We start from the raw sequence: 24,140 nt of genomic DNA on the forward strand, positions 1-24,140 counted from the left end.
GGCAAATTCAAAGGAAGAAGAGATGAAATTGAAATTGGCTAGAACCACTTTAAAAGCAAAACCAAAGACCATAGAGCTAAAAAAATTGGAAGAGGAGCTAGCAAACAGGTCTATTTTTTATTTTGATAAAGATAATTCTCATAAAGAGCTTAAAGTATTAATTGAATATTTTGAAGAGAAGGGTTGCTCTGTTTATATGAGGGAAGTGAAATATGGTCTAGATGATAATGAGTATATCTACGAAGTACACATCATTGTCTAGTCTGAAGATTGCTTGCACTGATATGTAGTACTGCTTCCCCCTCCATTATTCTGTATATCTCTTTCTTAAATCTATAACTATAAAATGAGTCAAAAATATGAGTAAAAAATTATTTATTGAAACACTTGGATGTGCGATGAACGTACGCGATACTGAACATATGATTGCAGAATTGAGCACCAAGGAACAGTATAAATTAACTCAAGAAGTTTCTGAAGCAGATTTAATTATTATCAATACCTGCTCTGTGCGCGAAAAACCTGTAGCTAAACTCTTTTCTGAAATAGGGGTTTTTAATAAAAAGAAAAAAGAGGGGGCAAAGATTGGTGTTGCTGGATGTACAGCAAGTCATCTGGGTAAAGAGATTATTAAACGAGCCCCTGTGGTTGACTTTGTTCTTGGGGCAAGAAATGTTTCTAAGATTACGCAGGTGGTAAATCAAAAGCATACAGTAGAGATAAACACAGATTATGATGAAAGTACCTATGCGTTTAGTGAATATCGAACCAATCGCTTTAAGGCAATGGTTAATATTTCAATTGGTTGTGATAAATCATGTACGTTTTGTATTGTGCCTGCTACACGAGGTGATGAAATTAGTATTCCTAGCAATCTTCTTATGCAGGAGATTACCAAAGCAGTCAATGGTGGTGCCAAAGAGGTGATGTTGTTGGGGCAGAATGTTAATAATTATGGTAGATATTTTGGTAGTAGTAAGGAGCAAATTAACTTTACTGGACTTTTACAGAAAATTTCTACTATAAGGGGGTTGGAACGTATACGTTTCACCTCACCTCACCCACTTCATATGGATGATACCTTTTTAGAAGAGTTTGCTTCCAATCCAAAGATATGTAAACAGATACACGTACCGTTACAGAGTGGATCAACCAAACTACTGAAAAAAATGAAACGTGGCTATACTAAGGAGTGGTTTCTAAATCGTTGTGAAAGGATACGTACACTCTGTCCTGAGGCAACTATCTCAACTGATATTATTGTTGGGTTTCCTGGAGAGAGTAAAGCAGATTTTGAAGATACAATGGATGTACTTGAACAGGTATGTTTTGAGCAGCTTTTCTCTTTTAAATACTCTCCAAGACCTCACACAGAAGCAGCAGGGTATCCAGATCAAGTAGATGATAAGATAGCAGGAGAACGCTTAACGTACCTGCAGGCGTGCCATACGAAGATCCTTGATAAGGTAATGGATGCACAGGTAGGAAAAGTACACAGTGTTTACTTTGATGAGCTTAAACCCAATAATTATATTGCTGGACGCAGTGATGATGGCAAGCTTGTCTTTAGTGAGGGTAGTGAAGAGTTGCTTGGTAAGATTATTGATGTGAAGATTACCAAGGCTTCACGTGGTGCACTTGATGGAGTAGTTTTATCAGTATGAAATTTTTTTTTAGGGCTTTAGGAAAATATTTGTTGCCTCTATTTGGTTATGGTTTAATGCGTTTTTACTGGTATACATGTAAAAAGCGTTTTCATATTGAAGGTGAAATGACACAAACACAACATATTGTTATTTGTTGGCATGGTGAACTATTGATGTCGCCACAGGTATATAGACTTTACCATAAAAATCAGGGAGCATCAGGAATTGTCTCAAAACACTTTGATGGAGAGATTGTAGCTCGTACCTTTCAGATATTTGGTATTAAGCCACTTAGAGGTTCAAGTAGTTATGGAGCCAAGCAGGTTTTACTTAAAGCTTTTCGGAAACTGAAAAAAAAGGATGATCTATTGATTACCCCTGATGGCCCACGTGGTCCAAGGCATATCATGAGTAATGGTGCCATAGCACTGGCACATAAAGCCAAGGTTCCAGTGATGACAATAAATTATCTTCCAAAATCTTATTGGAAACTTAATAGTTGGGATCATTTTGTAATACCAAAACCTTTTACAACAATTGATTTTTATCTAAAAATTATTTCAATAGATAAAATGGAAATTGAAGAGGCACGAGAATACCTACGTAGAAGAATGATGGAGCATACGGTCATTTAATGAATGAGGCACTCAATCAATATATTACATCCTTTTTTGATTATCTTCTTAATATACGCGGCTATTCTGAAGCAACTGTAGAGACCTATGAGATTGCACTTCGACAGATGGTAAAAGTAAGTTATCTTTATAGGGAAGATGAGGTTTGGGTGCTTGATATTACACCTTTTCGCTTCAAAATTATTAAGAATAGTAAAAAAACTATAGTTAAAAAACTCTCTGCCATTCATTCGATGATAAAGTACCTTGAAGAGCAGTGTCATTTAAAAATTAAAGTAATCTCCGATGAGTCTATTAAGGTTCCCCAAAGTCTTCCAAAGCCGATCGAAGAGCAGTATATTGATGAGGTATTAGAAAAATCAACAATTGAAGAGAAGCTATTGATTTCCATGCTTTATGGGCTTGGATTGCGTATCTCTGAACTGAGTGGACTAAAACTCAATGATATACGCGGAGAATGGATTGAAATACACGGCAAAGGAAACAAGATGCGGCAACTCCCGCTATTAGATTCATTGCAAGAGTTGCTACAAACCTATTTCATGTACACTAAGCCAAAAAAATATCTTTTTGAGAAGGGTGATATCCCAATGAGTAGCGCACAACTACGCTATAAATTAACTAAACTTTTTAAAGCGTCTGGCATTAAAGCTACTCCACATCAACTGCGTCACTCTTTTGCTACCCATTTGCTTAATCATGGTGCACGTATTGCTGATGTGAGTGAGTTGCTTGGGCATGAGACAATGGCAACCACACAAGTATATACTAAGTTAGGAAGTGTAAAGAAGATGCAAGAGTACATGAAAGCACACCCACTAGCACATATTAAGTATTTATCAAACAATAAATAAAAAAGTTACTGCCTATAAGTTATCCATATTAATTTTTTCATAGTAGAGATAGGGTCGAATTTTTACAGGTATTTTTTTGATCCTACACATCTCTTTAAATACTTTAGGCATATTTTTCTTTAGATAGGGAGCAATATAAAGAAGATTATCTGCTAGCTCAATTACCCACTTCCCTCCAATAACTAAACTTTTTTCTCTTTCAATTTCTCTACGTTGGGAAGATGAAAGTACATAGCCAAGCTGTTTAAGTGTGATATCAGCTACCTTGCTTTTAAATTGTAGATTATATACCTTGAGTATTCGTAACTCTTTGGCTTGGTAGATTGTCTCAAAATTTTTTTCAAGTAGTACCTTGTCCTTCTTGAGGTAATTAAAACTACGCTTGATACCTTCGGCATATTGTGATATGAGTGGATCAGAAAAGTGTTTTCTAAAATAGTTACGTTCATACTGCTCGTTCATATTGCTTTCATCAGTAAAGTAAGGGTATCTATTTGATTCAAGATAGGCAATAAGTTCTGTCTTTGTGTAGGAAAGAAGTGGATGAATAAGAGTATAACCTTCTCTTTGGCTCACTGCTTCAAGTCCAACCAGCTCAGAAAGCCCTGCACCTTTTGTTAGCCGCATCAACATCCATTCAAGATGGTCATTGAGTTGATGGGCAGTTAACAGGTTATCGTAGTGATATTTGGCAATGAGCTTCTCAAAAAAATGATAGCGAAACTTACGGGCATTGAACTCAAAATGGCTTTGAAATAGAGGTGCCTTTATGGTATGACAGGTGAGGTTGTATTTGTCTGCTAAGGTTTTAGCATGCATGATCTCCTCCTTGCTTTGTGTTCGTATACCGTAATCAACAATGGCAATATCGAAGCAGATACTATTTTTTAGAAGTAGAAAAAAGAGTGCAGAAGAGTCGATACCAGCAGAAAAAGCCAATAAGTTTCGTTTTTGTGAGCAATAAGTAGTTATTGTTGGACAATTAAGTGTCATGGTAATCTTGTTTTGAGTGTTGCTATCAGTTGCATTCCAACACGCTCTGTTACTTTTGCCTTATAAACCCTTCCATACTCTACTTTTAAGTCATTTGTATCATTGATAAGAATTTCACCATCAATGTCAACAGCCCAAAGAAGAGGTCTAGCAGACAGAAGAAACTCATGCTCATCACTCTTTCCATCAATAACCAGTTCAATTTCTTTCCCTATCATCTTTTCAAGAGATTGAATGGTAGACATTTGTGCAATCTCTCCAAGAGTAGTGGTACGTTCTTCGGCAAGCTCTTTTGGGATCTGTTCCATCTTATAGGCAATAGTAGATGATTCATTGGAGTAGGTAAAAGTATTAAATCGATCAAAATTAAAATTTTCTATAAAATTACAAAGTTTTTGAAAACTTTCCTGACTTTCTCCAGGGTGTCCAGTAATGATTGAGGTTCTTAAAAAAGCACCAGACTTACTTTTCATATAGTTGAGCAGGGCAATGGTTTTTTCCTCTCCAAAACCACGCTTCATGGTTTTAAGTACATGCTCATCAATATGCTGAATAGGCATATCATAGTAGGTTTGGAAGACCTTTGAATTAGCAATATCATCAATGAGCTCAAAAGTAGTCGTAGAAGGGTAGAGGTAGAGAATACGTGCACTACGCACCTCTTCTATCTCTTCTACTGCTTTTATAAGGCTTCTTAGTCCATCTTTAAAGCCTATATCGCGTCCGTAGCTTGAGCTGTCTTGTGAGATAAAAGAGAAGTCGTAGAAACCCTTTTTGGCAAGCACATGCACCTCTTTAATGATAGACTCTAAAGAACGGGAATGAAGTTTTCCTTTGAAGCTTGGAATAGCACAGAATGAGCACTGCTGATTACACCCTTCGGAAATTTTGATATATGCGTGGTAGTTAGAGCCTGTGATAACCCTACCACTCTCTTCTGTTGCCAGATAGACTTCTGGGCTAAAGGTACTTTGTTTTTTGGCAATAAGTGTATCAATATTTTCATAGTCGCCCACACCAGTAAAGATATCAATCTCGGGGAGTTCTTGCATAAGTTCTTTTTTATAACGCTCGGAAAGACAGCCTGCCATGACCAGTATAGAATCTTTTTTTCGCTGCTTATGTAGATTAAGAATGGTGTTAATACTCTCTTCTTTTGCTGCATCAATGAAACCACAAGTGTTAACAATAATTACATCAGCATTAGTATTGTCATGAGTAATATCATACTCTTTAAGGCGTCCAAGCATAACTTCTGAGTCAACAAGGTTTTTGGTACAACCAAGACTGACAAGGTGTAATTTTTTTGACATAGCTACCCGCTGTTGTAATGAAATACTTTAATGAGTGAAAGTATAACACAATCATTAAAAAAAAGGAGGTAAAAAGAGTATAAGAGCGACACCACTTCTCATAAGGAAAAAGTGGTGTTGAGGTTAAGATTTACTTTGTATCAAATTTGTAGTCAAGCATTGCCCATATTTTAGTTGTTTTGGTAATTTTAGGGTCAAAAAATTCATCATTTTTAGTAAATAAAGAAGCCTTTACCATACCAGAAAGACCTTTGATGACAGGAATTTTGTTTTTATAAATCATATCTATTTCCGTACCATAATTTTCACCTGCCATATTGGAGGAGAAGGTGTGGTAAATAACTTTTGCAAGACCAAACTCGTTAGATTTGTATCCAATCATTCCATTCATATCTACAAGACCATCATCTGGTGTAGCCAAAAATATATCAGCCCATCCATTATGTGCATGCAGTGTTGCCAATGGTGTTTTAAAAGGAGCAGACATTCCTTCTTTATCTTCTTCAAGTACTTCATGCTGTACACCAATAAGAAAACCATGATTTATATTAAGATTAGCTTGAATATTGTGATAATTTGTATTTATTACATCAGTAGTAATCTTATCAGGGGTGGTAAGGGTTGGATTAGTCTGATGTGCATATTCTAAGCGGTAGTTTAGTTTTATAGGACCTTCATTGATATTCCCTGTTACGGCAATACCGTAAGTATCTGTAATATCTTTAATGAGATAATCATAAGCTGTTAGTGTCAATGTTGGAGTAAGGCGGTATGCTGCATGAAGTATAACAGATGCGGTACTAAAACCTGATTTTACTGGTTTGACACTCTCTTTGTCAAAAATAGTATTAACCTTCCCTACATATGCAGCCAAAAGATTAAGATTTTTAATAGAGTTATCAATGACTGCTACTGCATCATAGGTTTGTGGCATCTGTCTCCAGTTAACTGTACCAACAAATCTTTGGTTGTCAATATTGACACCTTGACGACCTGCTCTAATTAATGTTTTACCAAATGCGTAGTCAATATATGCCTGTGTTATACGAGTTTGAGCAGGGTCAGCTACCACTTGATAGAACTGCATTTCATCCCTTGTACTAGTGGAGAGATCCCAATAGTTTCCTAAACCAGAAACATTGGTTCCTTCGAAATAGGTTGATAGACCTTTTATTTGAGGTAAATCAATCTGGACACCAAGTTGTAATCTATTAGTAGATGCACCAGCCTTCTCTTTTCCATTATTGGGCACATCAACAGATTCATATCTTGGACGAATCTCACCTTTTGTAGTGAGCACAAACATAACATCACCATTTTCTGTTACTTTTTTAATTGTTTTTTGGCTAATGACTGGAACCATTCTCTCGTGAGACATTGGATTGTCTGTTGATCTCTTGACCATTCTCTCGTGAGACATTGGATTGTCTGTTGATCTCTTGACCATTCTCTCGTGAGACATTGGATTGTCTGTTGATCTCTTGACCATTCTCTCGTGAGAGACTGGATTACCTGTTGATCTCTTAACCATTTTCTTGTGAACTACTAGGTTATTTGCTGGTTCTTTGACCGCTCCTTCATGAATTACTGTAATCACTGGGTCAATATCTCCACCTGCTATCAGTGCAACTAACATTGCTACCAAAAGTAAAAGTATTTTTTTCATTTAATTCCTCCTTATGAAAATAATAAATACATCATAACAGAAAATATTTGATAATGTCAATAGAAGATGAAACATTAATAAGCTATCTATTTTTTGTTTTGTATAGATTAAAGTCTAGATTTTATTTTAGTAGAAAAAGTAATATTGGAGTAAAAGGTGGTGGCGCCGGACGGAATCGAACCGCCGACACATGGATTTTCAATCCATTGCTCTACCGACTGAGCTACGGAGCCATTAACTATAAATATCGTAAAGTGGATGAAATTATAGCTACGTAATCTTAAAAATAATTTATATCTCTTTTTGAAGGGACTATTTTGACAGTGCTTGAACCAATGACATGAATATTGTGCCTCTTTGCTTATAGGAGTCGAACTGATCAAAGCTTGCTGCAGCAGGGGAGAGGAGTGCAACACTCTCTTTGGTATGTAATTTGTCTACCTGAGCTATAGCATTTTTAAGTACACCCGCCTCTTGAAGGGTAACGCAGAATTTTTCTGCTAGTACTTTAATTTTTTTACTGTTAGCACCAATGCTATATACAGTGACATTCATGGTATGCAGTAGTTCAAAGAGTGGAGTAAGATTAATACCTTTATCATCTCCACCAAGGATAAGATGGATATATTTATCGCCATAACCCTTGACTGCCTGAATGGTTGCATCAAGATTAGTGGCCTTGGAGTCATTGACCCAAAGACGACCTTTTTTATCAGTAAACTCCTCTTGACGATGGGCATCACGGGTGAAGGTGTTTAGTAGATCATAGTTGACTTCATCAAAAAGAACTTTTGTAATTGCCAATGAGAGCAATGCATCTTGAAGGAAGGCACCTCTATAGTGAAGCTTGAAAGCATTAAGATCAAAATAGTTACAAAGGAATTCGTTACTGTCATATTCAACAACAAATGCATCTGTTTGAGGAAGATTGAGCCCTTTGGGGACAAGGGCAAGCTCACCCTCACCCATTGTTAGGAGTGGTCGTAATTTATCTGCCTCATATGCCTTAGGGGTACCGTGCCAGTCGAGATGGTCTGGAGTGATGGGCAGTAATAGGTAGATATTTGGTGAAGCAGTTTTGGTATGATGTAGTGTAAAAGAGCTTGTTTCTAGTATCCAAATAGGTGCATCTTTATTTAGGTTAGCAAGCGGGATGCCAATATTTCCACCACTAATTGCACCCCGTTTAGACAGAAGATGTGTAAGCATTTGGGTTGTAGTGGTTTTACCATTGGTGCCAGAAATCCAGATTGTAAAAGGATGACAAGTAGAGGATATGTTTTCATGCTTACCAAGAAAATAGTCATACTCACTCATGAGATATTTGGCTTTCTGAATAAGGGGGTGTTTGGGTGGAAGGCTTGGGGTGGTAACCTGAAACTTGCTGTCATCAGGACTGAATGTTATGGAAGGTCTAATAATATTACCCATTTCATCTGTATACACCTCCTTGCAGTTATCATCATAGAAGGTGCAACCACCACCAAGATTTTTTGCAATGGCTTTAGTGGTTAGACCATAGCCAAAAAGTATTGGTTTCATAACAAACCCCATTTTCTAGATAAGTAACCAAAACAAGAGTCACAATACATGTATTCTACCCTTTTAATTACTTAATTTATCCATTGTTATCGGAATTTAAATGAGATGAGTGCCAAAATATTAGTGATAAATGCAATCATCCAAAAGCGGATAATAATTTTATTCTCTGGCCATCCTTTGAGTTCAAAATGGTGATGGATGGGTGCCATACGGAAGATACGTTTTTGTCGTAGTTTGAAACTTCCCACTTGTAAGATAACTGAAATAGTTTCAATAACAAAAATAAACCCAATAAGTATAAGCAATAATTCACTTTTACCAAGAATAGCAAGATAAGCGATGAAGCCACCAATGGCAAGCGAGCCAGTATCGCCCATGAAAACCTCAGCAGGGTAAGAATTATACCACAGAAACCCCATGAGACCACCAGCAAGTGCCGAAGCAAGGATGATTGTTTCTCCAACTCCTTTGATATTGGGAATAAGTAAATAGTTGGAAAAAATGGCATGACCAGTAACGTAGACAATGACACCAAGTGTAAAGAGTGCAATGACAGATGGAACGGTTGCCAAACCATCTAAACCATCTGTGAGATTGACTGCATTGGTGGTGGCAAGAAAGATAAGTATCCAAAAAAAGAGAGAAAACCAGCCCATGTCAAAGAGTGGTGTTTTGAGAAATGGAACATAAAAATCAGTTGGAAACCCAGAGACAAGCAGAAGTCCTGTGGCAATTATCGCAATGATTGAAAGGAGTACCATTTTTCCTCCAGCACTGAGCCCTTCAAGATTATCGCCTGAGAGAACCTTCCTAATATCATCTTTCATGCCAACTGCACCAAATCCAACCAGTGTGATGATGCCACCCCAAATATAAAGATTGGAAAGGTCAACAGTCAGTATTGCCGCTATGAGCGCACCAAATATAAAAATAGCACCACCCATAGTTGGAGTTTTGCCTTTATTTTCATGTGCGGTGACAAATTTACTGATAGGCTGGTTAGCATTACGTGTTTTTGCCCAATAGATATATTTTGGCATAATAAGTAGTGTAAAAAGAAATGCCAGCATAAAAGCAAACCCAGCACGTACAGAGATGTAGCCGAAAAGATTAATATCAAAGAGCTGTGAGATGGTATACAACATAAGATGATTGCTTTCTAGTCTATTTAGATTTTAAAAAGGTTATTCTACTATGATTTTACTAAAAAAGTTGAAGAGCATACTATGATAGATGTACAAAAAACAATTCTTATCATCACTGATGGTATAGGTCACAAGCCAAATAGTGCCTGTAATGCGTTTACAGATGCGATAAAACCAACTTATGATGCACTAGAAAATGCACCTAAGGCACTCATCTCTACCCACGGGTTGAGTGTTGGTCTTCCTGAAGGGCAGATGGGGAATTCTGAAGTGGGACATATGACAATTGGTGCAGGGCGTATACTTTATCAGGACCTTGTCAAGATATCTTTAGCACTAGAGGATGGTAGCATTGAAAACAATGAATCACTTAATGTGGCATTGGAAACCAGTGATCGTATTCATCTTGTAGGGTTACTTAGTGATGGTGGAGTACATTCACATATTGAGCATACTGTTGGCTTAGCTACATTAGTAAAACATAGAGGCAAGAGGGTTTTTTTGCATCTCATTACTGATGGGCGTGATGTAAGTCCAACCTCTGCTAAAAGCTATATTGAGCAGATTGAGGCAGTTTGTGGTGAAGGTATTGTTATTGCAACACTAGGTGGTCGTTTCTATACAATGGATAGGGATAACCGATGGGAACGTATTGAGAAAGGATATCGTGCCATTGCAGAAGCAGTCCCCAAAACCAATCTTTTACCAAAAGAGTATATTGATGCAAGCTATACTAAAGGAGAGACAGACGAGTTTATTGAGCCAGTTTCTTTCGCAGAATATAATGGCATAGAAGAGGGTGATTTGGTCATTATGACTAATTTCCGTGCTGATAGGATGAGAGAAATTACCACAGTACTAGGTGATCCTAGTTTTGATATATTTGAACGCAAGTTTGTTTCGTTGTATATTGCTACAATGACACAATATGATGCCTCTTTTTCTTACCCAATTCTTTTTCCTAAAAAAGCCCCCAAAAATACACTTGCAGAGGTAATTAGTCATGCGGGTTTACGTCAAATGCATACAGCAGAAACAGAGAAATATGCTCATGTAACCTTCTTTTTAAATGGTGGCATTGAGGATCCAATGATGGGTGAGAGTCGTGTACTCATTCCTAGTCCTGATGTCAAGACCTATGATATGAAGCCCGATATGAGTGCACCTGAAGTAGGCGAGGTGGTACGTAAAGCAATGGATGAAGCATATGATTTTATTGTGGTTAACTTTGCTAATGGTGATATGGTAGGCCATACAGGAAATTATGAAGCAGCAAAAAAAGCAGTACAAGCAGTTGACGTGGAACTTGGAAAGATTATCACCAAAGCCAAAGAAGATGGGTATGCCATTGTGCTCACTTCTGACCATGGTAACTGTGAAGAGATGTGTGATGGTGAGGGACATGTACTTACCAATCATACGGTGGGAGATGTCTGGTGTTATATTTTGGCCAATGGTGTTAAACAGGTTAGAGAGGGTGGTGGGCTCAATCATATTGCACCAACGGTGCTAAAGCTGATGGGACTAGAGATACCCGAAGAGATGGATGACACACTTATTGATTAAGTCATGTTAAAATTTGATACAATGATAATATTTATTTAAAATTCTTAAAAAGGAAACAGATGAAATTTACAGGCAATAATGTATTGGTTACAGGAGCAAGTCGAGGGATTGGTTCGCAGATTGCAAAAACATTGGCTCAGATGGGACTAAAAGTATGGGTAAATTACCGTAGTGGTGAAGCAGAGGCAAGTGTAGTCAAAGCAGAGATAGAAGCAACAGGTGGAAAAGCAGAGACAATTGGGTTTGATGTGAGTGATGAGGTAGCATTCGTTGCTGCTATTAAGAGTATTATTGAGGCAGATGGTGAGCTAGGGTATCTGGTTAATAATGCTGGTATTACCAAAGATGGATTGGCAATGCGCATGAAGACTGAGCAGTTTATGGATGTCATTAATGCCAATCTTACTTCAACGTTTATTGGATGTCGTGAAGCATTGAAGGTAATGCGTAAAAAGCGTTTTGGATCAGTTGTAAATATTGCTTCTATTGTTGGTGAGGCAGGCAATGGTGGACAAACAAACTACTCAGCATCTAAAGGTGGAACTATTGCTATGACCAAAAGTTTTGCCATTGAGGCAGCAACTTCAGGTATTCGTTACAATACTGTTACGCCAGGCTTTATTGCCACAGAGATGACTGATATACTCAAAGATGAAGTTAAGGAGTCATTCACTGCAAAGATTCCCATGGGGCGTTTTGGTGAACCAAGTGAGGTGGCCGAAGCAGTGGCTTTTCTGCTCTCTGATCATGCATCATTTATTACGGGTGAAACCTTGAAGGTAAATGGTGGAATGTATATGTAAAACTGCTTATGGTTTGGTCATTTTGTACTAAGCGGTACCTCTAATTTTTTTCTTTAAAGGGGTTTTTCTTCCTTGGTGGATCAAAAATAGCTTATGCTGCTACCTTCTATGAAATATAAAACCAGATGAGTTGGTTTATGGTATGTTAATATAATTGATGTGAGTATATATAAAATAAAAAAGTAATTAAATGATGAAAATATTACTCCTAGAAGATGACAAACTTTTCAATGAGACTCTCGAAGATTTTCTTGAAGAGGAGGGATTTGATGTTGATGTGGTAATGGATCCTTATAGTGCAATTGACTTGATCTATGAGAGAAAATATGATCTTTATCTGTTTGATGTCAATCTTCCCTATGAAAGTGGTTTTGACCTACTTCGAAAACTCAGGGAGAGTGGAGATGCGACACCAACACTTTTCTTAACATCAAGAGAGGACAAGCCTTCCATGATACAAGGGTTTTCTGTTGGTGCGGATGACTATATGCGTAAGCCAATCGATATGGACGAACTGCTGTTACGCATACAGGCAATATTGCGACGGCAGGTGCGTAAGGAAAGGCTAACTTTTGGAGACTATATGGTTGATATGGTCTCCAAAGTACTCTATAAAGATGGCAAAGAGCTTGAGATTACACAAAAGGCAGTCAATCTGCTGGTATTGCTAATTGAGTTTAAAGGAGAGGTGGTTACTTTTGAGATGATAAAGGACCGCCTATGGGCAGCAGGACAGAGTGCTAGTGATGGCTCAATGAGAGTTTACATTACCCAACTGAAAAAGTATTTTCCTAATGAAATTATCAATATTTGGGGTATTGGTTATAGGTGGGAGTGTGGGTTGTAAATGCGTAAAGAGACCTGGTTAGCAACCCTTAGCTACCTTTCTAGTATACTGCTCCTACTAAGTTTTCTCTACTGGTTTCTTAAAAATGAGGGTTTTAATGAAACTACCTTTCTTTTTGGAGGTATGTTTACGTTGTTATTGGCAGTTGGTTGGGGATACATTATTGCTTCACACCTCATACTTCCTCGAAAAAAGACACAGGAATACCTACTTGATCTTACTAAAAATATTATCCATGAACTCAATATCCCCCTTGCTACCATACAGGCCAATAGCAGTATGGTAGCACGAAAACTAGAAGATGAAAAGTTGCAAAAGCGCCTTAAGCGTATTGAAGATGCCACATCTCGATTGAGGCGTCTTTATGAAGAACTTGTCTATGTCATTAAAAAAGAGGTACATGAGATTAAAAAAGAGGTATTTGATCTAAAATATTTGATAGAAGAGCGAACAGAGATATTTAAAGAACAGCAACGTAATCCAATTATATTGACACTAGAAAGTTTTTATGTACTGACAGATAAAATTGGATTTGAACAGATGTTTGATAATCTTCTTGTCAATGCAATGAAATACTCTTCCAAAGAAATGCCTATAGAAATTAGACTTACCAATGATACACTAAAGATTATTGATAGAGGGATTGGAATGGATGAGACACAAATTGTCAAAGTTTTTGAGCACTATTACCAAGGAGACATCAGGCAGAAAGGGGAGGGTATCGGATTGGCACTTGTTAAGGCTTTTTGTGATGGCGAGAAGATAACCATAACAATTAATTCACAAAAAGATAAAGGCACAGAAGTGATACTAGATCTTACGAAAATCATCCATACCTTGTTGTAACAAAAGTTTCAATATAATCTACCTTAACATTTCATACAAAGAGGTTCAATGCCAGTAGAACAAATTAAAGATATTGTTGACTATGGAATTATTGGATTCTTACTCTTTTTGAGTTTTCTTACTTTTGCTTTTGCCATTGAGCGGATACTCTATTTTGGGAGTATAAAACTTGAAGAATATACCCATGAAAAGCAATTAGAGCTTGACTTGGGAAAGCATCTTTCTCTTATTGCCTCCATTGGTGTTAATGCACCGTATATTGGATTGCTTGGGACAGTGATTGCAATTATTTTAACTTTTTATATTATTGGTGAAAATCAGGCAGATATCAACCCTGGTGAAATTATGCAACATCTCGCACTTGCACTCAAAGCAACCGCAGCAGGATTAGTGGTAGCAATCCCTGCTACGGTAATCTATAATGCACTATTATCAAAGGTTGACAGACTCCTTTCTCAGTGGGAAATACTACATGATGAGGGCAAGCTCAACCATGAGACGTGAACGTTTTGATAAGATGAATGTTGTACCATTTATTGATATTGTGCTGGTACTGCTAGTCATTGTACTTGCTACGGCAACTTTTGTACAGAATAAGTCCATCAAAATAGACCTTCCTAGCGCCAGCAGCAAGAAGAGTGAGAAGAAACAGAGTATTGTTGTCTCCATTGACAAAGAAGGGAAATATTTTTATAATAAGAAATACCTCTCCTTTGATGCACTAAAGGTAAAGCTAAAGGCACTAAACCCCAAGAAAGATATTGTCTCTTTGTATACAGATAAGTTGACACCATTTGATTACTTTGTCAAGGTGGTTGATGTAATGAAAGCAAAAGGGTTTGAGAATATTGCCATCGTAACAAAGCAGTAAGGTACAGGTGAAAAAACATCGCTATAAAATCTCCTTTTTGGTGACAGCACTTATCTATGTTGGATTTTTTTTACTCCTGTTTGATATAGATAAAAAACATCTTATACTTTTTCCCTCTTCTACAAAAGATACTATTAGCCTCTCCTTTTCTCAATTTGTTTCTAAAACAACATTACCATCTACCAATATCGCTCCAATTCAGAAAGAGCAGTTGGTTGAGGAAAAACCCCAACCCAAACCAGAAAAAAAAGAGCAGTTGGTTGAGGAAAAACTCCAACCCAAACCAGAAAAAATAGAAAAAAAAGAGTTACTTGTGACAAAGAAGGATCTTAGGGATAAAGCTTTTATTAAGAAAAAGATACCTAGGTCTCACAAAAAGACTATTAAAAAAAGTAAGCCCTCTAGAAAAAGACAGCTTAGTGGTGGAGGATCACCCCACTATAGCAGTAGAAGTCGTAATGATTTCCTTGCACACATTCGAGCAAAGATAGAACATGCAAAGTCCTACCCACGTATTGCATATCGGCGCGGAATACAAGGAATGGTTAAAGTACGTTTTACTATCTTACCTAATGGTCAAGTGGGACACATTATGCTCTCTGGCTCAAAAGTCTTCTATGCATCAGTACGTAAAGCAGTTAAAGGTGCTTTTCCTGTTGATGCTAAGAAAGCACCACTTGAATTACCAACTACTGTTAATCTATTATTACGCTATAGACTCCATTAGTTAAATATAAACTATTTAATTTTTATAAAGATAATCAAAAATTAACACAAAATTAACATAAGATTGTCATACTTCTCCTGTCTATGTATATACATTTTTAGGGGGGGATCATTGTGGTCAAAAAATATACTATAGCATTTTTATTGATTTGTGTTACATCGCTATTTGCCAATGAAGTACAAATGCAAACAATTGATGTAAATGCAAGCATTGATACAGAAGTGGTTGAAAATATCCATGGAGAAGATGTTAAATCTGCTGACCTTGCAGAAGCACTCTTTAAGCAGTCACCAAGTATTTCCATTGTCAGACGTTCAGGTATTGCCAATGATATTATTGTTAGAGGGCAAAAGAAGGATAATATTAATATTACCATAGATGGTGTCAAATTATATGGTGCTTGTCCTAACCGTATGGATCCACCAATATCACATGTGCTTACAAATAATATTGATTATATTAAGATTAATGAAGGACCCTACAATGTAGAGGATTCTGGAGTACTCTCTGCAGATGTGAAGATTCATACCCTTAAGCCTAAAAAAGAGTTTCATGGTGATACCAATATTGGTCTTGGAGGTTGGGGGTACCAGAAGGAAGCAGCCTTGCTAACAGGGGGAACCGATAGGGTACGTTTTCTTATTAGTGGCTCTGTAGAAGCAAGCAAACAGTATAAGGATGGCAATGGCAATGATTTTGCTGAACAGATACAAAGAGAGATTGATGCCAGAAGGGTCATATCATCAGTGCAGTATCAGAATAAATACAAAAACCTCAGTACTTACAATAAAAAGACTCTGATGACAAAACTTTTTTGGGATATTGCAAATAATCAGGAGTTAAGACTTTCCCATACTCAGAATAGAAGTGATGATGTACTTTACCCCTCATCAAAAATGGATGCCCTTTACGATAATTCTGATATTTACAATATTGAGTACAAGGCCAAAGGTCTTGGTCCATACTCCAAAGAGCTCTATTTTCAGCTTTATCGTTCTAGTGTTGAGCATCCCATGTCAACCAAGTATCGTAAAATGGCAATCATAAAGGGAGAGATAACCCATAAGTTAAATACCCAAGTAGATGGTATAAAGTTAAAACATACACTTGAAGTTGGTAAACATACAATTACTGTAGGTGCTAACCATACATTGCGTAATTGGGATGGAGGATACTATAAGAATGGTAACCCGTTTCCTTCTGGAAAATTCCACAGTATTTGGGATACTAATACCAAGAATATTGGTCTATTTGTTTCAGATACGATAAACCTTAATAAACTTATTTTAGATTTTGGCTTGAGATATGATGATACATTAGTTACGTCAGAAAATCTATATCAACAACATAATAACTATAATGAGGTAAATGGATATATTAATGGTACCTATCATATTGATGATACACTTAAAGTATTTGCTGGGCTTGGTAAATCTTCCAGAGTTCCTGATGCCAAAGAGCTCTACTGGTATGGAAGTAAAGGAAATGAGATTGGTACGCCAACCCTTAATAATGTAGTCAATTATGAGTTTGACTTGGCAGTTGAAAAGCAGTGGGATAGCAGTATTATGAAACTCAAGGCTTTCTACTCTAAGCTTAATAATTTTATTGCCTATAATGATAATAGTCTCAATGGAATGAACTTACCTTATCATGCTTATGAAAATACTGATGCGGTTATTTATGGTTTTGAATTAAGTGGTACCCATGTAGCTTCTGAGACCCTCTACGTTGACTATGGATTAGCATATCAAAGAGGAAAGAAAAAGAATCCTCTTTTTGGACAAAGTGGTACCAATATGCCAGAGATTTCACCACTAAAATTTAATGCAACAACCCATTATGATTGGGATGATACCTTTAGTTTTGAAACAGAGCTTATTGTGTCTGCACCATGGAATAAGTATGATGAAGAGAATGGGGAGCAGAAGTTGCTAAGCTATAGTATTATCAACATTAAAGCTATTAAAATACTTACAAACTTTGAATTGACAATTGGTATAGATAATATATTGGACACAACCTATGCTGTATCCAATACCTATAAAGATATGATATTACTTCCAACGGTTGCACCAAATAATACGATTATGTTAATGAATGAGCCAGGACGTTATATCTACACCAATTTAAAAATTCCCATTTTAGGTCTTTTTCCATAGTTTAAAGACAACTTTATTTGCTATGGAAGCTAAAGCACCAGACTCCATCATCCTAAATACAGGATGTGAAACATTTGCCATCGGTCCTGCAATGATAATTTTGTCTAATTTACCATTGTTTAGGGTAGAGGTTTTTTCAAATGTCTCTACTTCCATATTAATGCCTTTGAGGACAGTGAGTTTGAGTGTTATACCTATGGTAAGTAAAATAGTTAAGGTAATAAGTAGTTTTTTCATAGTCGCTAGCCTTTATTTTTTTTGTATTGTATTATTTTAATACGGATTTTGCTATACTTATCGTTGTATTTTAACATATTTAAGGAGTAATCAATGGCATTATTTGATGATGTGAAAGAAGTAGTTGTTGAACAACTAAATGTGAGCCCAGATGAGGTAAAAGAAGAGTCTAAATTTGTAGAGGATCTTGGGGCTGACAGTCTTGATGTCGTTGAATTGGTAATGGCACTTGAAGAGAAGTTTGATATTGAGATTCCTGATGATCAAGCAGAGGCAATTGCAACAGTTTCAGATGCTATTAAATTTATTGAGAATACTAAGGCATAAGTTTTTTCCCTTCCCTTGGAAGGTGAAAGGACACTAAGAGATAGATGAGTATTTGATAAATATTTATCTATATCTTATTGAACAAATAGATAGGAGTAGTAGTGAAAAGAGTAGTGGTAACAGGCTTGGGAATGATCAACTCTTTGGGGTTGGAGAAAGAGAGTGCATTTTCTGCTATTGTGGAGGGAAAATGTGGGATTAAGTTGATTGAATCATTTGATACAGAAAAACATACTGTGAAAATTGCAGGTGAAATTACTAACTTTGATCCAGCAACTGTGATGGATGCTAAGGAGATTAAGAAGGCTGATAGGTTTATTCAACTTGGTCTAGTTGCTGCTAAAGAAGCAATAATAGATGCAAAATTACCCGATAATGTAGATCGTGAACGTTTTGGTGTTGCTTCGGCTTCTGGGATTGGGGGATTGATTAATATTGAAAAGAACTCTGTCATTGCAGAGACTAGAGGACCAAGAAGAATCTCCCCATTCTTTATTCCTTCTTCATTGGTCAATATGCTTGGTGGATTTATATCTATCTATGAAAATCTCAAAGGACCAAACCTCTCTTCTGTAACTGCATGTGCCGCAGGAACACATGCTATTGGAGAAGCAGCAAAGTCTATTATGGTTGGAACAGCGGACAAGATGCTTGTTGTCGGTGCTGAAGCAACAATTTGTTCTGCGGGTATTGGTGGATTTGCTGCAATGAAAGCACTCTCTACACAAAACGATAGTCCTCAGTCTGCTTCTAGACCATTTGATAAGGATCGTGATGGATTTGTTATGGGCGAAGGGGCAGCAGCACTTGTACTAGAGACTTATGAGGATGCTGTAGCTCGTGGTGCATATATTTACGGTGAGATTATTGGTTTTGGGGAGAGTGGTGATGCCAACCATATTACAACACCAACAATGGATGGACCACTTCGTGCAATGAAGATGGCATACAAGATGGCCGGAAACCCAAAAGTTGATTATGTTAATGCGCATGGTACTTCTACAGCAATTAATGATAAGAATGAATCAGCGGCACTCAAAGAGCTTTTTGGCAGCAAAGAAAACTGTCCTCCTGTTAGTTCAATTAAAGGCCAGATAGGGCATTGTCTTGGTGCGGCCGGTACTACTGAAGCAGTTGTTTCTCTCATGGCAATTAGAGATAGTGTGCTACCACCGACTATCAATTATACTACACCAGATGAGAGTTGTGATCTTGACTACATACCAAATCAAGCACGCAAAGCTGATGTTAATGTTGTTATGAGTAACTCTTTTGGATTTGGCGGTACCAATGGTGTCGTGATTTTCAAAAAAGTATGAGCAAGGATCCCTTATGGCAACCTATCTAGATTTTGAGAGCAAGATAGAGACAATACAGGAAGAGATTATATCTGCCCATGCTGTTGCCAATATGGAACAGGTAGAAAAGCTTCAAAAAGATTTACAAAAAGAGATTGAGAAGACCTTTGGATCACTAAGCGACTACCAAAAACTACAATTGGCAAGACACCCTGATAGACCCTATGCGCTTGATTACATCAGAATGATTCTTGATAATGCCTATGAGATTCATGGTGACCGTGCATTCCGTGATGATCCAGCAATACTTTGCTATATTGGTTGGATAAATGGACAGAAAACAATGGTTATTGGTGAACAAAAAGGGCGTGGTGTTAAGAATAAAATTAAGCGCAACTTTGGTATGCCTAATCCTGAAGGGTATAGAAAGGCACTACGTGCTGTAAGATTGGCAGAGAGGTTTAATATTCCTGTATTGATGCTCATTGACACTCCTGGTGCTTATCCTGGACTTGGGGCAGAAGAGCGTGGACAGAGTGAAGCAATTGCCCGTAATCTTTTTGAGTTTGCTGCAATGAAAGTACCAATGGTTTCTGTAGTCATTGGTGAAGGTGGTTCTGGTGGTGCCCTTGCTATTGGTGTAGGTGATAAACTGGCAATGATGCGTTATTCTGTTTTTGCTGTTATCTCTCCTGAAGGGTGTTCTGCCATTCTTTGGAATGATGCGAGTAAAGTAGAAACTGCAACCAAGGCACTTAAGATTACACCAAGTGATCTTAAGGAGCATGGTCTTATCGATGATATACTCGATGAGCCACTTATCGGTGCACACCGTGATAAAACTACAGCTGCAGAAGTTCTAAAAACCTACTTCCTTGAGCAAGTTAAGCAACTTAGAGAACTTTCTATTGATGATCTCCTTGATCAGCGCTATAAGCACTTGACCACCGTCGGTGCTTTTAGCGAATAGTCTATGCTACTAGAAATTGTAACCTTTCTTATCAATACAATTGGCAGTATGGGTTACTGGGGTATCTTTTTTTTAATGTTTCTTGAGAGTACTTTTTTCCCTTTTCCTAGTGAAGTGGTAATGATACCTTCAGGCTATCTTGTCTACAAGGGTGAAATGAACTTTTACCTTGTGGTATTTGTGGGAATTTTAGGTTCAGTTTCAGGTGCACTTTTTAATTACTATTTTGCTATGCGTTTTGGGAGAGGGTTTCTACTTAAGTATGGTAAATATTTTTTTGTTAAACCAGAAATACTTGAAAAGCTTGAAATATTTTTTCAGAAGCATGGAGAGTTTTCAACTTTTAATGGCAGACTTATTCCTGGTATTCGTCAGCTTATCTCTCTTCCTGCTGGATTGGCAAGGATGAATCTTACTTATTTTTTACTCTATTCGGCACTAGGTGCTGCTATTTGGGTTATTATTCTTGTAGTATTAGGTTATTCTCTTGGCTCCAATGAAGAGATGATTACTAGGTATCTTCATACTATAATTTGGATTATATTAATTTTTGTGGTATTTATTACAGTGCTATATACTGTTTATCAAAAGAGGAAAAGAAGTGGGGAAAATAACCCACTATAGTAAGCTTGGTTCTATTTATTTTTTCTATACTCTAGAATCATTTTATAGACTTTATCTTTGAGTAGAAGCTTCTCTTTTTTAAGGGTTTCAATCTCCATATCTGTCATAGGAATATCACCATTTTCTGCTTTAGAAATTTTATCATCAAGCGTATTGTGTTTTTCAAACATCTTTGAAAAATGTGCATCCTTTTGCTTAAGGTCATGAATTTCATCTCTATATTCGTGTAGCATAGGCACTCCTGTATATATTTTCCATATTATAGCTCTTTTGTAATTAGAGATGTATTGTGTTTATATCACTTATTTTTTTGTACTGTTTTTCAAGAGATATAAAAAGGATTAAGTTCGATACTCTGCATTAATTTTAACGTATTCATAGCTCAAATCACACCCATATGCCGTATAGCTTCCATCTCCAAGACCAAGATTGCAAGTGATAGTAAAATGTGTCTGTTTCATAATATTGTATGCTTGCTTTTCACGTACTGTATCAAGTTCACGGCATGTATCTGAGTAGACAAGAAGGTCATCGTAATGAATGGTGAGGGTAGTATCATTGCAGGCAATACCACTAGCTCCAATAGTAGAAGCAATGCGTCCCCAATTAGGATCTTCACCAAAAAGGGCAGTCTTTACCAGTAAAGAATTGCTTAGTGCCATTGCCCCAATACGTGCCTCTTTATTGTTTTTGGCACCTTTAACTTTGAAAGTAACTATCTTATTTGCCCCTTCACCATCTTTAAGAACCATCATTGCAAGCTCAAGCATTAATCTATGGAGTACTTCGGAAAAGGCAGCCTTATCGTAGGCATTGCTTTGTTTATTGGCAAGCAGCATTACAGTGTCATTGGTTGAAGTATCTCCATCAACAGAGATACGGTTGAAAGAGTATTCTGTACTTTTATGCAATAATATATCCATATCAACTTTTGGAATGTTGGCATCAGTGACAATAAAACAGAGCATGGTTGCCATTGCTGGATTAATCATTCCTGCACCTTTACAGATGGCAGCAATATTGAAGTGAGTACCGTCTGCCAACTCCACACGATAAGCAAGTTCCTTTTTAAAACTGTCAGTGGTCATGATGGCACATGCTGTATCATCAGAATGACATGCATGAAAGTCAAGTGTATCAAATGCAGTAATAATTTTATCAACAGGAAGGCGGTAGCCAATAACTCCTGTAGAGCTCATAACAGGGTTTGTTACAGAAATTTTTGTCTGCAGTGCTGATAAAATGGTATCAATATCTTCAATACCTTTTTCTCCTGTCATTGCATTGGCATTCTTGGCATTGATAAGTATAAAATCAGTCTGAAAGTTTTTTCTATAACGCTGAAAGTGTTTAATAGGCGCTGCCTGAAACTGGTTAGAAGTAAAGACTGCAGCAATATCACACGGCACCTTTGATCGGATAAATGCTACATCTCCTTGGGCTACATCGGGACGCATTCCAACATTGACTGCATCACAGTAGAAACCCTGTACATTAGTAAGTCCATTTTCTAGTGTTACAATCGTATGATTTGTCATCAATGACCTCTCTTTGAGATAAAATTTTAACTAAATATATTTGAGTTCTTCTGGTTTCTCTTTTTTTCTAATAATCTTTTTTGCTTTTCTTATTCCTTCTCCAGTACCAATTAAGAGTAACTTGGATTCAGGCATAATGATGGTATCCCCTCTAGGCATAGGAATAAACTTTCCATCTTTTTGACGTATACCGATGATAGTTACATTGGCAATATCTCTAAAGCGTGCTACCTTGATTTGCTTGAGTGTTAGCCAAGAGGCTTTGGAGACCTTTGCTTCTTCCATATCGAGTGGTGTATCCTTTTTATAGAGAAACTCTTGTAGTAAGTTCTCCATATCTGGACGCGCGGCCATAGCATTAATGCGTTGTGCCATCAGTTTTGTTGCAGTGACTACTTTGTCTGCACCAAGTTTAAGAAGTTTTGTCTCATCTTCATGGCTTTTTGCATTGGCAATAATGAGGTATTTCCGTGAGCGTCCTATCTCTCTCTCATAGAGTCGTGCAGAAGCAATCGTAGCAATATTGTCTGCAACATTATTTGCCAATGTAATCATCCCTTTAGCAGAAGAGAGATGGGATTTGAGTATACCCTCTTCGGTATGGGCTTCTGCAGTTACAAAGTAGGGGTAATGATACTTTTTGGCAATCTCTTCAAGATCTTCCCTTGGATCAACAATAACAAACGGGATATGATTGGCACGAAGTTGTCTAGTTACTTGAATGGTGAATTCATTATGATAGCAGACAACAAAATGGTGCTTAAGTCTAGCGATCTCGTATAGCATTTTTCTCTCCTTAGCAGTTTTTTGAAACTCTCCCTTTTTAACTACTTCAGCAATAATTCCTACCGCAATAGAGAAAACAACAAAGCCAAATATAATCAGTGTGATGGTAAATATACGACCCAAATTAGAGATAGGCTGCACCTCTCCAAAGCCTACTGTTGTGAAGGTGATACCGGTTTGATAGATAGCATCCATTAGTGGAAATTTATCAATGACCATATAGCCAATCGTTCCGATTAGCATAATCAATACGGTAAGAATAAGGGGAAGTCTAAAAGGACCTAAATGACCGTAGTATTCATCGTTAAGTGTGATGTGTGGTCTGGGTGCGCTTCTCCAACCGAGAAACTTTTTAAACTTTTCAAATGAAGTCATGATAAGAGAGTATACCCTCTCCTATCTAAAAAATTAGTTAGTTTCAGTAGCTTGCGCAGCTTTTTTCTTCATTGTTCTCAGCGTAGAGGCAGCAACCTTAATTCGTTTTGTTGTTCCGTCTTCAAGTGTAATTTTTACAGATCTTAAGTTTGGAAGTTGTCTTCTTTTTGTTTTGTTGTTAGCATGAGATACGTTATTTCCTACCAGTGGACCTTTCCCACTTACTGAACATTTTCTTGCCATAATGATAACCTTTTATAAATGTAGATAGCATATTTAAGTATGTATGTGATCCCAAAATGCTTTAGTCGCGAATTATACAAGAAAAAACATAAATATCGCTTAAGATGACTAAAAGGCAAAGTAGCT

General features: G+C 37.1%; 26 protein-coding genes and 1 tRNA gene. 16 read left to right on the forward strand and 11 right to left on the reverse strand.

What is annotated here, in order from left to right; genetic code table 11:
- Window positions 1-22: 22 nt before the first annotated feature.
- The 4 genes from LGB01_02685 (at window position 23) to LGB01_02700 (ending at window position 3,135) form a co-directional block, all read left to right on the forward strand.
- Window positions 23-262 (forward strand): hypothetical protein, encoded by a 240-nt coding sequence (locus LGB01_02685; protein ID MCB4753122.1) that lies wholly within the window; start codon window positions 23-25, stop codon window positions 260-262.
- 97 nt (window positions 263-359) lie between these two features.
- A complete protein-coding gene (gene miaB / locus LGB01_02690; protein MCB4753123.1) occupies window positions 360-1,664 on the forward strand; it encodes a tRNA (N6-isopentenyl adenosine(37)-C2)-methylthiotransferase MiaB in 1,305 nt (434 codons plus the stop codon).
- Window positions 1,661-2,281 carry a lysophospholipid acyltransferase family protein gene (locus LGB01_02695; protein MCB4753124.1) on the forward strand — a complete coding sequence of 207 codons (621 nt, stop codon included), beginning with the start codon at window positions 1,661-1,663 and terminating at the stop codon, window positions 2,279-2,281. The genes miaB and LGB01_02695 overlap by 4 nt, the downstream gene beginning before the upstream one ends.
- Window positions 2,281-3,135: a tyrosine-type recombinase/integrase gene (locus LGB01_02700; protein ID MCB4753125.1), complete on the forward strand. Its 855-nt coding sequence runs from the start codon at window positions 2,281-2,283 to the stop codon at window positions 3,133-3,135. Before LGB01_02695 ends, LGB01_02700 begins: the two co-directional genes overlap by 1 nt.
- Window positions 3,136-3,147: 12 nt before the next feature.
- Here the strand turns inward: LGB01_02700 and tilS are convergent, their stop codons facing one another.
- The 6 genes from tilS to mraY form a co-directional block, all read right to left on the reverse strand.
- The gene (gene tilS / locus LGB01_02705; GenBank protein ID MCB4753126.1) at window positions 3,148-4,128 is read right to left on the reverse strand and encodes a tRNA lysidine(34) synthetase TilS; all 981 of its coding nucleotides are present in this window, start codon (window positions 4,126-4,128) and stop codon (window positions 3,148-3,150) included.
- Window positions 4,125-5,441, reverse strand: a complete 1,317-nt coding sequence (rimO, locus tag LGB01_02710; GenBank protein MCB4753127.1) for a 30S ribosomal protein S12 methylthiotransferase RimO — start codon at window positions 5,439-5,441, stop codon at window positions 4,125-4,127. The genes tilS and rimO overlap by 4 nt, the downstream gene beginning before the upstream one ends.
- A 130-nt stretch (window positions 5,442-5,571) precedes the next feature.
- A complete protein-coding gene (locus LGB01_02715; GenBank protein ID MCB4753128.1) occupies window positions 5,572-7,107 on the reverse strand; it encodes an alginate export family protein in 1,536 nt (511 codons plus the stop codon).
- A gap of 157 nt (window positions 7,108-7,264) precedes the next feature.
- A tRNA-Phe gene (locus tag LGB01_02720) sits at window positions 7,265-7,340 on the reverse strand.
- Window positions 7,341-7,419: 79 nt separating this feature from the next.
- Complete coding sequence (gene murD, locus LGB01_02725) at window positions 7,420-8,649, reverse strand: UDP-N-acetylmuramoyl-L-alanine--D-glutamate ligase (protein MCB4753129.1); 1,230 nt, start codon at window positions 8,647-8,649, stop codon at window positions 7,420-7,422.
- An 86-nt stretch (window positions 8,650-8,735) separates the two neighbouring features.
- Complete coding sequence (gene mraY / locus LGB01_02730) at window positions 8,736-9,794, reverse strand: phospho-N-acetylmuramoyl-pentapeptide-transferase (protein MCB4753130.1); 1,059 nt, start codon at window positions 9,792-9,794, stop codon at window positions 8,736-8,738.
- Window positions 9,795-9,875: 81 nt separating this feature from the next.
- Here mraY and gpmI point away from each other — a divergent pair, with 81 nt between their 5' ends.
- The 8 genes from gpmI to LGB01_02770 all read left to right on the forward strand — a co-directional run bounded on the left by gpmI (window position 9,876) and on the right by LGB01_02770 (window position 17,616).
- Window positions 9,876-11,360 carry a 2,3-bisphosphoglycerate-independent phosphoglycerate mutase gene (gpmI, locus tag LGB01_02735; protein MCB4753131.1) on the forward strand — a complete coding sequence of 495 codons (1,485 nt, stop codon included), beginning with the start codon at window positions 9,876-9,878 and terminating at the stop codon, window positions 11,358-11,360.
- Window positions 11,361-11,419: 59 nt separating this feature from the next.
- Window positions 11,420-12,163 carry a 3-oxoacyl-ACP reductase FabG gene (gene fabG / locus LGB01_02740; protein MCB4753132.1) on the forward strand — a complete coding sequence of 248 codons (744 nt, stop codon included), beginning with the start codon at window positions 11,420-11,422 and terminating at the stop codon, window positions 12,161-12,163.
- A gap of 190 nt (window positions 12,164-12,353) precedes the next feature.
- Window positions 12,354-13,010 (forward strand): response regulator transcription factor, encoded by a 657-nt coding sequence (locus tag LGB01_02745; GenBank protein ID MCB4753133.1) that lies wholly within the window; start codon window positions 12,354-12,356, stop codon window positions 13,008-13,010.
- Window positions 13,011-13,856, forward strand: a complete 846-nt coding sequence (locus LGB01_02750) for a HAMP domain-containing histidine kinase (GenBank protein MCB4753134.1) — start codon at window positions 13,011-13,013, stop codon at window positions 13,854-13,856.
- Between the two features lie 63 nt (window positions 13,857-13,919).
- Complete coding sequence (gene exbB, locus LGB01_02755) at window positions 13,920-14,360, forward strand: TonB-system energizer ExbB (GenBank protein ID MCB4753135.1); 441 nt, start codon at window positions 13,920-13,922, stop codon at window positions 14,358-14,360.
- Complete coding sequence (locus tag LGB01_02760) at window positions 14,329-14,727, forward strand: biopolymer transporter ExbD (protein ID MCB4753136.1); 399 nt, start codon at window positions 14,329-14,331, stop codon at window positions 14,725-14,727. Before exbB ends, LGB01_02760 begins: the two co-directional genes overlap by 32 nt.
- Window positions 14,728-14,734: 7 nt before the next feature.
- Window positions 14,735-15,454: an energy transducer TonB gene (locus LGB01_02765; GenBank protein ID MCB4753137.1), complete on the forward strand. Its 720-nt coding sequence runs from the start codon at window positions 14,735-14,737 to the stop codon at window positions 15,452-15,454.
- A gap of 113 nt (window positions 15,455-15,567) precedes the next feature.
- Complete coding sequence (locus LGB01_02770) at window positions 15,568-17,616, forward strand: TonB-dependent receptor (protein ID MCB4753138.1); 2,049 nt, start codon at window positions 15,568-15,570, stop codon at window positions 17,614-17,616.
- Here the strand turns inward: LGB01_02770 and LGB01_02775 are convergent.
- The gene (locus tag LGB01_02775) at window positions 17,599-17,853 is read right to left on the reverse strand and encodes a hypothetical protein (GenBank protein ID MCB4753139.1); all 255 of its coding nucleotides are present in this window, start codon (window positions 17,851-17,853) and stop codon (window positions 17,599-17,601) included. The two genes, LGB01_02770 and LGB01_02775, sit on opposite strands and share 18 nt — an antisense overlap.
- Before the next feature lie 93 nt (window positions 17,854-17,946).
- Between LGB01_02775 and acpP the strand changes: the two genes are divergently transcribed.
- From acpP to LGB01_02795, 4 genes are all read left to right on the forward strand, one after another.
- Window positions 17,947-18,180, forward strand: a complete 234-nt coding sequence (gene acpP / locus LGB01_02780; protein MCB4753140.1) for an acyl carrier protein — start codon at window positions 17,947-17,949, stop codon at window positions 18,178-18,180.
- A gap of 101 nt (window positions 18,181-18,281) precedes the next feature.
- Window positions 18,282-19,499 (forward strand): beta-ketoacyl-ACP synthase II, encoded by a 1,218-nt coding sequence (locus LGB01_02785; protein ID MCB4753141.1) that lies wholly within the window; start codon window positions 18,282-18,284, stop codon window positions 19,497-19,499.
- Between the two features lie 13 nt (window positions 19,500-19,512).
- A complete protein-coding gene (gene accA / locus LGB01_02790) occupies window positions 19,513-20,448 on the forward strand; it encodes an acetyl-CoA carboxylase carboxyl transferase subunit alpha (GenBank protein ID MCB4753142.1) in 936 nt (311 codons plus the stop codon).
- A gap of 3 nt (window positions 20,449-20,451) precedes the next feature.
- Window positions 20,452-21,072, forward strand: a complete 621-nt coding sequence (locus LGB01_02795) for a DedA family protein (protein ID MCB4753143.1) — start codon at window positions 20,452-20,454, stop codon at window positions 21,070-21,072.
- Window positions 21,073-21,083: 11 nt separating this feature from the next.
- On the opposite strand, the gene LGB01_02800 is transcribed toward LGB01_02795, so the two are convergent.
- The 4 genes from LGB01_02800 to rpmB form a co-directional block, all read right to left on the reverse strand.
- Window positions 21,084-21,305, reverse strand: coding sequence for a DUF465 domain-containing protein (locus tag LGB01_02800; protein MCB4753144.1), 222 nt, complete (start codon window positions 21,303-21,305; stop codon window positions 21,084-21,086).
- A gap of 108 nt (window positions 21,306-21,413) precedes the next feature.
- On the reverse strand, window positions 21,414-22,610 hold the full coding sequence (argJ, locus tag LGB01_02805; GenBank protein MCB4753145.1) for a bifunctional glutamate N-acetyltransferase/amino-acid acetyltransferase ArgJ: 1,197 nt from the start codon (window positions 22,608-22,610) through the stop codon (window positions 21,414-21,416).
- 30 nt (window positions 22,611-22,640) lie between these two features.
- Window positions 22,641-23,771 carry an NAD-binding protein gene (locus LGB01_02810; GenBank protein MCB4753146.1) on the reverse strand — a complete coding sequence of 377 codons (1,131 nt, stop codon included), beginning with the start codon at window positions 23,769-23,771 and terminating at the stop codon, window positions 22,641-22,643.
- A gap of 33 nt (window positions 23,772-23,804) precedes the next feature.
- Window positions 23,805-24,014: a 50S ribosomal protein L28 gene (rpmB, locus tag LGB01_02815; GenBank protein MCB4753147.1), complete on the reverse strand. Its 210-nt coding sequence runs from the start codon at window positions 24,012-24,014 to the stop codon at window positions 23,805-23,807.
- Window positions 24,015-24,140 lie beyond the last annotated feature (126 nt).

This window comes from Sulfurovum sp. (genome assembly GCA_020525365.1).
In the GTDB taxonomy this organism is placed as follows: Bacteria; Campylobacterota; Campylobacteria; order Campylobacterales; family Sulfurovaceae; genus Sulfurovum.